General features: G+C 57.2%; 9 protein-coding genes. All 9 read right to left on the bottom strand.

All coding sequences use genetic code 11. The annotated features are described in order from the left end of the window. Window positions 1–113: 113 nt before the first annotated feature. The 9 genes from brxL to QZY44_RS24045 all read right to left on the bottom strand — a co-directional run bounded on the left by brxL (window position 114) and on the right by QZY44_RS24045 (window position 14072). Window positions 114–1526: a BREX system Lon protease-like protein BrxL gene (gene brxL, locus QZY44_RS24085; RefSeq protein WP_295454029.1), complete on the bottom strand. Its 1413-nt coding sequence runs from the start codon at window positions 1524–1526 to the stop codon at window positions 114–116. A gap of 18 nt (window positions 1527–1544) precedes the next feature. Beyond that, window positions 1545–3866 carry an alkaline phosphatase gene (locus QZY44_RS24080; protein WP_295454026.1) on the bottom strand — a complete coding sequence of 774 codons (2322 nt, stop codon included), beginning with the start codon at window positions 3864–3866 and terminating at the stop codon, window positions 1545–1547. After that, the gene (locus QZY44_RS24075; protein ID WP_295454023.1) at window positions 3863–5797 is read right to left on the bottom strand and encodes a hypothetical protein; all 1935 of its coding nucleotides are present in this window, start codon (window positions 5795–5797) and stop codon (window positions 3863–3865) included. The genes QZY44_RS24080 and QZY44_RS24075 overlap by 4 nt, the downstream gene beginning before the upstream one ends. Window positions 5798–5800: 3 nt before the next feature. After that, entirely contained in the window at window positions 5801–7516 is a 1716-nt protein-coding gene (locus QZY44_RS24070) for a hypothetical protein (protein ID WP_295454019.1), read from the bottom strand. Beyond that, the gene (locus QZY44_RS24065; RefSeq protein WP_295454016.1) at window positions 7513–7998 is read right to left on the bottom strand and encodes a hypothetical protein; all 486 of its coding nucleotides are present in this window, start codon (window positions 7996–7998) and stop codon (window positions 7513–7515) included. Before QZY44_RS24065 ends, QZY44_RS24070 begins: the two co-directional genes overlap by 4 nt. A gap of 11 nt (window positions 7999–8009) precedes the next feature. Continuing rightward, window positions 8010–8867, bottom strand: a complete 858-nt coding sequence (locus QZY44_RS24060; RefSeq protein ID WP_295454013.1) for a DUF4007 family protein — start codon at window positions 8865–8867, stop codon at window positions 8010–8012. Between the two features lie 62 nt (window positions 8868–8929). After that, a complete protein-coding gene (locus tag QZY44_RS24055; RefSeq protein ID WP_295454011.1) occupies window positions 8930–9697 on the bottom strand; it encodes a phosphoadenosine phosphosulfate reductase family protein in 768 nt (255 codons plus the stop codon). 14 nt (window positions 9698–9711) lie between these two features. Then, window positions 9712–12846 carry a hypothetical protein gene (locus tag QZY44_RS24050; protein WP_295454008.1) on the bottom strand — a complete coding sequence of 1045 codons (3135 nt, stop codon included), beginning with the start codon at window positions 12844–12846 and terminating at the stop codon, window positions 9712–9714. A 272-nt stretch (window positions 12847–13118) separates the two neighbouring features. After that, window positions 13119–14072 carry a DUF4007 family protein gene (locus QZY44_RS24045; protein WP_295454004.1) on the bottom strand — a complete coding sequence of 318 codons (954 nt, stop codon included), beginning with the start codon at window positions 14070–14072 and terminating at the stop codon, window positions 13119–13121. Between the last annotated feature and the right edge of the window lie 236 nt (window positions 14073–14308).

Raw genomic sequence — 14308 nt, 5'->3', positions numbered from 1 at the left:
CGGACCCAAAAAAACAACCGATCCCGCTGCGAGTGGGGCATCGATCATCGGCACGATCATGGCCAACCCCGCGACCGGGACCTCCAACCACGCAGCGACTCACTCCAACCGCATCAATGTTCAGCAACCACGATCTTGACCTGTGGCGAGAATTCGCTCGGATTCAAGGCTGCCAGTTGGCTCCTTACCCGCTCCCGCAACCCGATCGCGGGTTTGAGAACATATTCATCATAATCCGGCTGATCCGGATTTAGCATAAAGAGCCTGGACAAGGCCCGAGCCAGCCGCTCGATGGCCTTGGAGTCGCGCGTATCACCCTGCATATCCGGAACCAGCCCATAAGGAAAGGCCGCGGGACTGGCAGTGCGGATTTGGTGGGCATACTCACCAAATACATCGGCCTTGATCCCCGGCCCCTGCGCGAAATGGGCATTGGTGATGCGCGGAATCTTCCAACCGGCCACAATCCCATGAAAGCGGTCGAGCAGGGCATCGTCATGGAACATCTCGGGCAATTGGCGGATAAAATCCGGCCGAGTTGGCTGACCGCGATAATCCAAATCGATATTCGCCAATACCATCAGGCCGCACTCGCTGGTAATCTTATCATGCCCGATCGTATAATGGCCGGATTCCAGATAGTCCTTGAACTTGGCATGGATGTCACCCTCACCCTTAAATTCAATGGACTGACCTTCATCCAATACCAACAGATCGAAGCGGGCGAGCAACCCCTCCTCGCGCGTACTCAGGTTCTTGAACAATTGCGCACGAGTCAAGGCCCCGCCGCTATTGAGCCAGACGTGGCGGCTCAGATTCGAGAATACGAAAGACTTCCCGGTCCCCTTGGGCGCCAGTTCCATCATATTCAGGTTCTTCTGCACCAGGGGCAGCAGCCGCAGCACGATGTTCCGCCGCTGGTTCTCGGTGTAGGCGCCTGGCTCGTAGCCCATCGTGCGGATCAGGACCGCCAGCCACTCCTCAGTACTGAACCCTTGGCGCGCATCCACCAGAGCCTGTAAGCGAACCTGGCCGGATTGCATAGGGCGAAAATCTTCCAGCTCAATCACGTTGCGGTCCTTTCCATCCGCCCGCAATTTTAGCCGACCGGCACCCCATTGACCACCACTTAAGAGCCCAGGATGCTCATCCAAAAGGATATTACTGACTTCCGCCTTGCTCTCGTCCAGGCATGGGATAGTGACAAGCCGCTTGCCCTTTGATATATCGACGCGCACGGTAAAACGATCCAGAACGACCACCGAGTCACCATTGACAATGCGATTCTTGAGCCCTTCCTTCTCAGTCTTCGTGGGCAGGTGCTGAGTCATGAAGGCGGTGATTTCCTGGTAGACCGCTTCATCCTTCTTATCCGGCCTTTCATAGCGCGATACTAGCCACTCCTCGACAAAGGTCGTCACCGTTCGCGCCTCACGAATGTGGAGATTGCGTACCCGCTCTTTATCGATCGTTAGATCGCCGAGCAGTGCGACAACTTTACGATCAAAATCACTGATAGTCGCCATGGTCGCTGGTATCCGGTCTCACAGGTCAAAGAAATCGTTGAAGTGGCTCGCCGCCGCCGTATGCTCCATCAGATGCGCACTCAATTCGAGGTCCAATTCAAACGTGAGGCTCTGGAATGGCGCACCGTCGACAGGCTGATAACGCAGATCGAAGGGCACCCGCGTCTTTCCCTGCTGCTCGACGCTGGCCGTCAGATTGAGAATTATCGGCGTCTGCGTCTCGAAGGGATCAAGACGGCTGATCGGTTGACTCTCACCGGCAAATGGCGCCCTACCCACCACCTTGAGATGAAGGAAGGTCTCACTGGACGAGTTGACAAGGCAGAGGTTCACATACCAACCTTTAGTCGCCGCATGGCAGCGCGCCTCAGCAGGGGTCAAATGCAGGGCAAAGGGTGGTTGAGCCGCCCCCGGAGCGATCCGGATAAAGGGGATCAGCACTTCCTCTGGAGTCAGCCCCCCATGAAGCAGGTTCGCGGTCGATCCGAATGCCAACCGAGCATGAGGGATCAACCAGCCGCCGAGTTGGCCGTCAGCGGCCACATAGGCAAAACCTTCCGGGACTGACTCAGGGGCTGACGAGACTTGAAGCAGGCGCCGCTCGACTGGCACCGTGCCAGGCAGCGGTGCGCTGCTACGTGAGACTTTGGTGGCACCATGATCTCCCGTGATCAGGATCGTTGCCTTGGTACCAAAGCGGGCTGCATCGAGCAGCCAATTGGCGATCAGTTCGGCGAGTTCCGCCGCGACGGCTCGAACCCGTTCGCGATGCAGGCGAAACTCGGTGCATTGGTGCAGATCATCGTCCACCCGGTTATCCAAGCATACAAGGAGCCGGGTCCGGGGGCTTAGCGCCTGTCGAAAGTCTTTCCAACTCTTGACGATCTGGAGCGCCCCGGGCGCGCTAAGGTGGCCCGCGAAGCGTTCCCGAACGGCCTTCTCATAATCCGCCGATGGGGTCAGTCGATCCAGGCCGGTCAAGACCCCGATCTTGCCGACCTCGGTGATAGTGGGCAAGCGCGCAAAGAGCGGCTTGATGATGGGCTCCCTCTGATCCACCAGCCGCTGGCGCAGTTCCAACTCAATCAGATCCATATGGATCGCACCCAAGGCATCGACAATACAGAGGATAACCAGGTTCCCGGCGGCAAGGTCCTCATCCACCGTACGTGCGACGACGCGCCAGTCATATTCCGACTGAATGATTCGATTCTGCTGACCCACAACCCAGCGTGCGAAGCTCTCCCCGACGCCCTCATCCGGCTCCGCGTCTCGCTCGAAGGCCGCGATAGCATAACGGAAATAGCGCGCACTCCAGCGCAGCACATCATTCACGCAAGCGCTCGCGGCCAGCGGATCGCAGTGGGCGTGATCCAAATACTCCTGCATCCGCGTCGCCAGCGCGCCCGCGGCCCCGCCGCTAAGATTGTGTAAGGCCAGGATCAAGGGCACGCTGGCGATCCCGGGTTCTTGCTCAAACAGTGTCTGAAAGCAATCCAACAGTCCTGGCCAGTCTTGTAGGACATAGTCAGCCAGGGCATGGACAGGAAGCCCTTCGTCATGAGTTCGGCGGGCCACAGCGATCAACAGATGTCTCAGATACTCGGGATAGGGGGCAGCGTCTGCCTCCGCTATGGGCAGTGGGGGGAGTTGCTGAACTAGAGCCTTGGAGCACAAGCGTGGTGGCAAAGCCAAAGTCGGGGTCAAACCGTCCCGGGCGCCAAAGTAGTCTAGGCGCTCGCGCAGGAAGGCCAGAGCCAGGATGCGATAGACTTGCTGTGGTGCCTCAGCTCCGTCGATGAATAGCGCAAGAAGCTCCGTCGCGACGGCATTCCCGACCGCTGCCAAGCGACCTTTGAGCCTGCCTTTGATCTGCCCAACACTCAGCAATGGCTTGATCGCAGTCGACTGCTTCGAAAAGGCGCGAAGCAGTTCAGACAAGTCTGTCGTCTGCCCCAGGATCGGGTCGAGCAAAGCAAGAACCCGGTCGATTGGGTCCAGTTCACCGTTCTCTACTCGCCGCTCTCCGGCCAGAGTCAGCAGCGAAAGCACAAGTCTATCCTCCAACCAGAAGGGCGACGGGCAGCCTAGCCGTTCGCGTAGCGCATGCCGTGGGGAAACTCGTTCGATTTCCAGACCCGGTTGTCCCGCCAAGTCTTGAAAACGGCAAAAGATCGCCGATGACATATGCAGCACCAACGGGGAAGTTTCACCGGTGCGCAGACGTTGGTAGATGCGTTTCCGGACCGCTTGGATCAGATTCACCTCGGACGATAGGACAGCCTCAGCATCCTGATCCTGGTAAAGGCCGAAATCATCGACCACGATCCGTACTGTCATGGGCAATCCTCGGCCGGGGGACAACCGGCAGCGGCAAGGATACTAAGCCCGTCGAGATGGCTGGCGAGGATCTCCACGAGGCGAGCGGTATCTAGCGTCGTTTGGTAACGGCGGATCAGCGCGGCAAGTTCTTGGTCGAAGGTTGCCTCTAGGTTGATTATCTGCGCTGGCTCTTGGGCCAGCGAGGGCTCAGGTTCTGCGGCTTGTTCCATCAATCGCAAGAGGTCGCCGCTCAAGCGGCCGATCTCAATATCACTGCAGCGATCGAGCCCCTTTCCGGCGATGGCATGTATTACCTCAGATAATGCCTCCGGCTCACCCTGATCAAGCCGCTCTAACGCATGCGCAAGTATGGGTTTTCCCTGTCGCTTAATGGTATCGATAATACGCTGCTTCTGCCCCGGGTCCTGCATCGCTGGGGTGATGACTTGCCGCACCGTCGCCACGCGTTCGTCTTTGATCGTCTCGATGGAATCAAAAAGTCCTCGGAGAACGGCACACGTTTCCTCTCCATCGACAGCATTCTTGGTGAGGCTCATCAAGCAATCCGCGACGTCTTGAGCGTCAACTCCAGGCTGCTTGAGCTTCTGAAAAAGGCTGCGCACAGGGTCACTCAACTTGGGTGACCCCTTTACTGCATCGGGTAATCCGCTATAATACGATCGCAGCCCCGTAACCGTTTCGCGAGCTTGCTCTTCCATATCAACCGCCGCGGACGGCGCAATCAGAATCACCTGATGCAGTGCGCTTAAGACCTGAAGCTGTCCGGGCTTGAAAGTATCGAAGCGAAGCTTCAGGTTGCTGCCTTTTGAGAAAGCGTCCCAAAGTAAGGACTCAAACGTGCCCTTTTGATTAACCCATTTTAGGCGATGGGCGTCTTTACGGATGGCAACGGCAGTGAATATCGGCATAACAGCCGTCGGCAGTCCGAACGGTGGCGCAATGAGCTTGGCGCGCAACTCCGAGAGTTCGCAAGATTTTCTCTTCTTGTCGAGCAGCGTATCCTGAATCAATGACAATAATTCCCTTAAAGGGCCATCAGTTTCCTTCGGGGTCTTTAAGTCCCAACCGCCGGCGCGCGCAATCAATATGCCGTTACTGTATATGCCCAAGGTCCCATCGATCAACGCGGCTAACTCGCTGCCGTCATTTTCTCCAAAGAGATCGGTTCGCAAATGGATGGGCTGATCGTCGAAATTCAAAATACCTTGAAGAAGCTTTTCCGTCCGCTTAATTTTGTAGTTATCCACGTTATACAGACGATTGACGTTCATCGTCCGGACCTTGACCTCTTTTGGATACAGTGCGTGCACCTGTACGGCAAGATAGTCACTAAATCCGTGCCAACTTGTCACGTTGATCGACTCGTCCGGGTCGCCGAGACGTCTGATAGCCACATCCCCGCGCTCCAGCGCGATACGGCCAAGCCGCTCTTTGATCTGTTCGCGAAGCTGTCTGCGGGTCTTGTCCCGTTCGTTGCGAAGTCGACGCGCCAAACCTTCACTCGCAGCTTGCTGTTGCAATAGCTTTCTAATGACGATGTAACGGCGTAACGGCTCCACCAACTCTGCAAGTCCACGGCGCGGTATCCAGACATAAGTCAATGTCGGTACCACGGAGATCTCCGCACAACGCTGGATTGCCTGCTCGACCTGACGCGCATCCTCAAGCGCCAGGATCGCAACTAGCGCGGATAGGCGCTCGTCGCTGACTAGGGCCAAATTCCCCGCTAAGTTCCCAACCAGTCGGACATCAAATGACCTGACGATTCCTGCCGGCGATGGATCAAGGTCATGTATGCCGCACTGGGGCAACAGGTCTCGTGACAGGTCGGAATTCAGTTCAAAATAACCTGAAAGAGTATTTGAGGAAAGTTGCTTTAGCTCCTCTTCGATCAATGGCTCGATCTGAGTACCGGTCTCTGCTTCCAATTCTCATACCGGCGTGTTCGTATCCCTTCGCCAGATCAATCCCGCCCGGTGAAGGGCCTCCAATTCTTGCTTGAGCACCAGAGGTTCTGACTCAGCGTCATAAAGCGCGGCGCCCAGAAAGAGCTCGGTCGGCTGGAACTGTTCGCCGAGAACACGTGCAAGTAACAGCGTAGCGAGAATGTCACGCTTAGCACCATGCGGCTCAGGAAAGCCCTGAACTACCGTGGCGATCGCGTGTTTGTAGGCATCCGCAAGACCTGGATATTCGTCAAACACATCATCGCAATATACTGTAAGCAATTCCGGCAAACGAATCAGCTCGGTCCCGTACAGCGCATCTGATACAACGGCGCGTTCAAGTGCAGTGCCGGTAGCTGCCATTTGTAAATTATCAAAAAAAGTAAAAACCGTACGATTGGCTTGGGCGTAAAGCCCATGGGCGGCAATGGCAAAGAGACCAGCGGCGGTCACCGGATGCAATGGATAACACCCCGTCACAATGTCCCCGAGATCGGTCGCCAAGCTCGAAAACAATGGCATCTTCGCGCAGACTCGGGCCAGCTCCGCAGCGCGAGACTGCGATTGCTCCAATAGGACGGTGCCTAGATCCGTTGGTGCGAGCAAGGTACTCAACAGATGGTAGCCCTCGGTTTCAGAGGACTTGAGCGCCACCGGGAAGCTCCCGAAGCGCCCTTCAATGGTCTCCAGCCGGGTCCTGACCTCAATACCGGCATGTGTGCTCGAACCGTACTCGCGTAAAGATCGATGGGTCAGGCCAATAAATAGGGTGTGCCCCTTAGGTGGGGCGCAGACGGACTCGACGAATTTCTGGAGGTTGAAAATCTCCTCCACGGGATTACGTTCTGTCTGATTGATCAGGTTCTCTAGGGCATAACCAAACTCGTCCCAGATGATAGCGATGCCATTGTACCCATGATCCCTTGACAGGATTGCTGCGGCTTCTGCGAAGGCGTCGCTGACACCCTTTCCGCCGAATGCCTGTGGGTCGAACTTAGCACCCGCCGAAACTTTCGGATGCCAGACCTTGAATGTTTCCAATGCCTTAGGATCGAACGCGGCAAGTTGGGACTCTAGCTCGTCCAGGTTGCACGCCCCGCCCACGCTCGGGATTTCCCAATCGGCGAGGGGCTTAGATCGATAGCTTGGCTCATGTTGCAAGATTGTGGCGAGCCGTTCCAGGGCCGCCGCAAACTCCGTCTTGGGAATGATTGTTTCGGGATCAAGTCCGTCCGTATCACATAAGGCTCGATAGAGCCCTTCCAGCAACGAGTTTTGCAGGGTAGGCGCCGGTGAACCGTATAATGCAATAACCAGATACGGTCTGGCATCCTGATCGCCGCGGGGATGAAATGTAGTCTTGATCGCCTCGCACAGTTGGGACTCGCCCTGATTCTGCAACCGCTCTAGAAATCCCAGCATGGCTAAACAGCCGATCCCGCTGCGCAATAACTCTCCTACCAATACACCTAGATGGCTCTTGCCGGAGCCGTAGACTCCATGCCAGATCATTGCACGGCTTTGCTGGGGCGCATTTTGCAGAACCGCCTTTTGTAAGTGCCTCAATATCCCGACTGATGAATGTGTGGGCGTAAACGAATCGACCAGGATTTCGGCGCGGTTCAAAAGACCGTCGTCAAGGCGGATAGCGGCATCGCCGTGGGTAGCATTGATGGCGACGATGTCACATAGTCTGGTCATGCCAGAACTCCTTGCAAATGGTCAATCGGCTGGTGGCGGGAAAGCCAGATTGAAACAGGCAGGCCGGGTAAGTTGTGTTCCGCTAGACTCACTCGCAACTGACCAATGACGGACGGTGTGGCTACAGTCAGAATCACAATATCGTGCCGACCGAAAGCATCGGCGAGCCCGACCCAGAATGTGGCTCGATCTTGCTCGGACCAATCCAGCATCCATTCTATCGGCGAAAGGATGAGCAGCCCCCGCTTGCGCGGGAGGAAGACCGCGTCTAGAAAATTTCGGCGTATGCATGGAATACCGGGTGCATCGGCGATGCCAGGTGCTATCCAAATATCGTGTTCCAGGAGGATAGCTCCGAGTTGCCCATACACTGCGGCGAAATCGTCTTGTGACTTAACCGCGACAACAATTCCCTGGTAGCGCGCAGAGCGGTGGGAAGCAACAAGGACTCGTATTGCTTCGTGGAGTTTCCTGCGGTCCATATCTACCCCCTTTATATCCAGGTGTCGTCGGATTCCTGCAAAAGATTCAGTACGGTTTGGCTTGGATTTAGCCGCTCGCCAAACCGGACTGAATCCAAATCCTGCCCTTCCAGAAATTCAAAATGCTGCTGCCAGATGATGGACCTGCCTAATTCACGAAGACGTTTGCGCAGATCCGTGACGGAAAGGCAGAGGAAATGATGAACTCCCTTGTCGACAAGCTCAGAAAAGTGCACAGTTGCCCGCGTCGAAAAATGCTTATGACGAGCAAGAGCCAATACATGAACAACGGCCTGCTCCGGCACATTCGGTTCGGCTAGACGCAAAAATTGCTTATTGCCTTCGGTCAGAATATCGATGAGACCAAGGTCTGATAGAGGGCTGTTACCATCGAACATCTTCAGTACTCCGATAAGATTAGTCTCAATCGTAGCAAGTGCCAGCTCGGCGCTCGTTTTCTCCCCAATAATCGCTGCCAGTTTCCAGAGAAGAGCATCATCATCGAGAACATAACCCGCACTTTCTCCAATAGCAAAAAAGAGTGCTCGGTACGGGTCGCAGCGTTCTGAAAAACAGATGTTCAGGTGAAAACTCCACCAAGATCTCGCATTTTCCATTTGTGGATCGTTTGCCACGAGTTGCTTGCCATAATCGGTCAAGAAGTTTCGTGACTTGTCGTTTGCGATAACGTTTGCTGCGAGTAGCCATCCCCGGATAGATGACAATACATTTTTTCCCGATATAAATTGCACACGGGTCTCGCGCATCCTGTTGGGACTAAAGGCGTCCGGTTGCGTTGGGATAAGCGCCAGGGCGGTCGCAAGCCTTTGTTTCGTCAGCGGAAATGTCTGCGTATCAATCATTGCCATGATGGCGCTCTCCGAAGTCTAGGGTCGCTTCGAGGTCTATTTCTTGAGTGATGCACTGGTGTTCACTTGAAGCAATATGGACAGCCGTCGCCTTCCTCCTCAGCGATTAGATCGGTCCAGTTCGATGCCTCTTTCTTGCGTGGGCGCTCTGAAATCTCGGCGGCTCGCGCAATCAACTCGTCGAGAGATTCCCGCTGGGACCAGGTATACCGCTCGCCGGTTTCTTCGTCGTACTTCTCGTAGGCTTTTGCCCGTTCAAACAAATCGGGATGTTCACGATAGAGTCCCAACCACTCGTGTTTCTGCTGGAAGAAGCAGAAATAGCAGCCCGATCGGCTTCTCCATTTATAGTAATCTGGCAGTCCGATGCCGGCGTCCTCCAGTATTTTGAGGATATTTCTTTTCGTCAGTCCGTCTTCCCGAAAGGGAAAGCGCGCCGTGATGTTGGGTTTTCGCGATATGTATCCTTTTCTTTCCGGCTCATCCGCGCGAATCCCAACATAGCTGATCGCTTGGTCTTCCCCAACAAATCGCTCGAATGGCTTAATCTTGAGGTTCACAGTACACCATCGCTGATCGACTGCCGGCAGAAAATTGTCATGCAGCTTCAAGTAATAATCGAAGTCTCGGCCAGCATTAATTCGCACAACCTGGCGCCCCAGGTAATCCTCCATTCGCTCGATAAATTCCAGGGTTTCCGGCAGTTCGGCACCGGTGTCGGCAAAGAAATATTCCATATTTGGAATCTTGTCTCGCATGTAGATGGCAAGGGCGGCGCTATCCTTGCCTCCGGATAGTCCCAACAAATGCCTGGCCGGCTTTTCGCTCATATTTTGACCCCCATCTAATTTTCTACTTGAAGCAGTCTCGCAATGATGGCGAGCCGCAACTCCTGATTCTCGAGATTTTCCAATAATACGTTTATGCGCTCTGCGTGGGCATCGATCAGGGGTCGTTGGTCGGGACTGATATAGGCGATGCGACCGGGTCGTTCCCCATCCGCGCTGGAGACGGAGCGCAGAAGGACTATTTCGCGGTCTTGGCCCACTGGGCGTGCTTGGACTGCATGATCCAAGGTTTCCAGATCACGCAGACGGACTGCCAAATCGCTAAGGCACTCGATCGCGTGAAGGCATTGATCATCACTCCATTTCTGCGGCGGCGTCTTGCCAAGCAATGTCATCACGGACTCCAACCATGGTTGATGATCGTTATGTCCGGCAGTCAAACGTCGGATAAAGGCGCGTAAGTCCTGCCGATCCTCCCCGGCATAGCGATCCAAATCGCGAAACCGCGCGGTTAATGCTTCACGTAGTTGGGCGAGACTTAACCCGGCATCTAGACCAAAGGCCCGAGCGAGTTTCTGCTGAAAGTCTTCGACCATTCCTGGATAGACGTCGCGCAGTTCTCTGAGCCCGCCAACGAGTGTGCGGAGATACTCGTCCATCTTGGATTCATCGGCATCGGTAATGGCAATAGGTGCAAAGCCGCAGGCGCGGGGGAGAGTTTCAAACAAGAGCGCGGCGGGGCCATGGGCACGCGGAAAGTTCTCACGAATCGCGACGGCGGTGTCGCTCAAGTGCGATGCCTTTTGGGCATAGGATGGCAGGGTGCGGATGAACTTGGCAAGGGGCCGGATGATATCGAGTAGGGTGGCCGGGTCCGGAATTCGCCCGACGATCGTCTCAAGGTATTTCCGAAAAAGGATCAGACGCCCGCCTTGCAACCGGAAACGTTCGATGGCAAAGCGTTCGGGGCGCTTCGCCAGCAGCTCGAGTTGCTCGCCCCCGAACGTGGGGCAAAACACCGCATCTTCATACATGGCGATCTCGCGTTGATGAGCCAGATAATAGGCCATCAGCATGATTGGCGCAGTGCCCGCCTTGATGCCGTAGGGCTGCGCACTCAGGACGGCGAATAAATGGGGCAGCGGCAGGGGTGCCCCCTCATGAGCGACGAGCTGGGCATCGAAGAAGTCAAACAGTGGCCTAAACCCATATGGGTCGGATGTTGGCGGTCGATGGAAGCCCCATAGGCCATCCTCTTGCCGATGGAGGCCAGGGGCGCGTAATAAGGCGCGGTACATGGCCTTTTCAGGTGGGAATTTATCGATCCCCAGATCTTCTGTCGCGGGGTGCTCGAACATCGCCGCCAGCAGTCTATTGCGACCACCCGCGGCCTGACCGGAGGGTTGATCGCGGTTGATCATTTCATTGCGTAGCCGGGGCGTATGCCGGTAGCGGCTGTCGAGTATTTCGGAGAGGGCACGTTGGAGGTCCGCCTTTCCGGCAATGGGTAACTCGCGGCCTTGCCAATACCAGCGCGCCTCGCCGGGGCGGGCGAAGACCCGGGTGAGCTCTCGCTCAAGACTCTGGTCGGCCGTTGCTTGACGTTCGCGTAATTCGCGCTCGGCAACCGGGTCACCCTGCAAGCCTTGGGTTTGCCGACGGATGGCTTCACCCGCCATGACCTCAATGAGCGCCTCTCCGAGTGAGGCGGAGTCAGTACAAACAACGGCGAAATCGCTCGGGGGCAGAGCACTGAGCGTTCGGGCAAGTTCTGCTTGGTCATCATCCTCATCCAGCAGAAGTTGCAGTAGTCGTGGAACGGTTGGATTGGCATCCAGGGTAAGGCAGCGTGCCAGATCGGTGTAAACAGGTTGGAACCAACGTAGCGTGCCAGTGGCGATACTATGGCGGCGGGCGACCAGCGGGCGCGGCGCGGGACGCTGCGCCAGGGCAGCCACGCGGTCCATGTCGGCTAACTCCCTACGGGCACGCGTAAATTCTGCTTCGAGGTCGAAATCGCTCCCAGCCCAGACGCGGTATTCATTGCTGAAGCGCCGGAACTGGATGAGCGAGCGGGCAAGTAGATCGTCGATCAGGGGTTGCGGGTCGTCGCCAGCGCACAACGCGATGATCGGCGGAGATGCCTTGAGGTTGCCTTGGGCACCGATAATATTGAGGAGCCCGATGGCTTTAAGCAGGGCAATCTGGGTGGGCGGGGCGTCGCCCAGGCGTTCGACAGCTGTGACGACCTCATTCCAGCGGCGATGCGTATGGTGGGAGGTCGAGGCGGCGGGTTGATTAAGAATGAAGTAATCGTAAATTTCCGCCGGCTCTATGCTGTCTCCCACCCGATCAAGTCGGGCCAGGCTATCGCGGAACCCATGGGGTTCCTGACTACCCAAATAACTGAACAGAGTGCGTTCGTTTTGCGCTACACGCTGGCAGAGCGGTGGCAGCAATAGTGCAGCGATCGGATGCAGCGGATAACAGGCAGCGAACAGATCCGTGGCCTCAGTGACCCCCAGGGCTGTAGGCAGGGCGCCTTCGGTCTGGAGTACCGCGGCAGCATCCCGACATTCGCGCCGCACCAGGGCTTGCTCGTCCGCGTTGAGTCGTTGACGACAGGCGGCCGCGACGATCCGCAGGGTCTGATCGGGCGGGTCCAGGAAGGGAATATTCTCGAAGCGGCCCTGAACCTTGGTCCATTCGTTGCGCAGGGCCTCGCCAAGATGCTGGGCATATTGCTCAAAGGACTGGTGGAGTAGGACGACGAGATTTAGCGGCGCTCCCTGATGGCGCAGCGCATGCTCGGCCAGGGCTTGCAGGAGATAGATATCATTGGCCCCGTGACGGGCCTCGTACTCCAGGAATTTGCCTAACTCATCAATGATTAGGAGGAGCCCATTACCCTGAGCCTGGGCAATCGCCGCCTGCAATTGACCGATCACTGGTTTGATGTCACTCGGCCGAAGGCGGCCCTGTTGGGCGAGGTCTTCGAGGGTGTTGAGGATCGCGGGGCGGCGGCCCTGGTGATCGCGCCAGAACTCCTTGGCACCGCGCCAAAGCGCAGTGGCAAGCCTGGCAGAAAGCGGTTCGGGACTGCCGGTAAGCAGGACGCAACAATGGCCAGCGGTGTCGGCACTCAAGTTTGTGAAGCGTTCGGCGAGTTTGGGATCGTAGCCAGCCAGCACGCGCCGGGCCGCCGCCCCGGTTTCGTAGGCCGCGTCGCCGAGTAGATGGGAGAGGAAGACGGCGAACGACGACTTGCCGACGCCGTAGGGTCCCACCAGGGAGAAGGCGCGGGGTGCCTCGGCGGCATCGAAGCCAGCCAGGATGCGCCCCAAGGTGTCCAGGCTGCGGGCGGTTGGGATATAGGTCTCGACGCCAAGCAGTGAATCAATGTCCCGCTCCAAGTTGGCGGAGCGGGTGTAGCGAGCGTTGACACTAATGCGGTCTTGCAGGCTCATCGCGGGTCAGCCGGCTGGCCCATGCGGTAATGGAAGCGGAGGAAATCCATGGGTTCGATGGCGTCGCACATGCTGAAGATCTGGTGGACTCCCGCCTGCTCATGCAGCGCGAAGCGCCCGGGGAGGCGGCGGATGATGCGCTCCAGCTTGGTCAAGAGCGCGTTCTCGGTCAGGCGAAACACGGCGCCTAGTGCCGGAAATCCAGGGCGGCCGTACATCAGTTCGTTGATCGGCAGGGTGGGCAGAGCAATCTGCGCGAACAGCTCGGCGACCGCATAGCCGAAGACTCCGTCGGGCAGGTCATCGCGATCCTCTGCCGCCGAGCGATGGCGATGAGGGTCCGACAGGGGGCGCACCAGACCAAGCAGTGACAGAGGCGAGTCCAGGGCGTCTTCCAGAGGAACCCGGGGGCCGACGGCGGAGGGCTCATACATACGCAGGAGGATACGCAGATCGTTGGCCGCGGTCTTGGGCGGCGTCTTGTTACCGAGTTTGTCCTGAACGAAGCGGGTCAGGGCGTTGTCGGCTTCACGAAGCGAAAACTCCGCCTGATGGAAGTGATTGAAGAACCAGCGCCAGACGGTCGCTTGGGCGCCGTTGGTGGCCAGTAGCCAATGGATCAGCCAGAGAGTGGCCTCGTCTTCCAGATAGGGATCGAGGCCATCTTCTCCGAACACGGCCTCACCCAGGGCGGTGGGGCGCAGGCCGTCGGGGGTGCGCGTAATCACGCGGGTCGCCTGGAGCCAGTACTGAATGGCTGCCACCATGTTCTTGCCAACACCCAGAGTCACGGTCGAGTCGTCAGAGTCGAAGACACCCGGATCATCGCTCAGTGCCTGGAAGCCCTTGGTGAGCCAGGAGTAACGCAGATGGAAGGTTTGATGTCGGCCGAAGGACGCTTGGTCGAAGCGATACTCCAAGGGCTTCTGGTTGGGGGCGATGGGGGCCATGGGCTCGGCGTGACTCCTTGCTGTCGCTGGCGGGTCTTGATACCCGCGGCACCGCTGATCCGCGGTGGCGGCGATCTGGGCTCTTGTTTAGGGGCAGGAGCGGGAGGATACACCAAGGAAGGCGGCTTAAGGGTGCGGGATAGGGGCCTGATATGTGACCGATATCACAATCGCTGCTGGGCCTTCATCACAATTGCGGCCACCGCACCTCGCAGTAACCCGTCGCGGCCGGGGGG

Source organism: uncultured Thiodictyon sp. (assembly GCA_903837595.1).
In the GTDB taxonomy this organism is placed as follows: Bacteria; Pseudomonadota; Gammaproteobacteria; order Chromatiales; family Chromatiaceae; genus Thiodictyon.
This window is presented reverse-complemented; position numbering and strand designations above follow the sequence as displayed.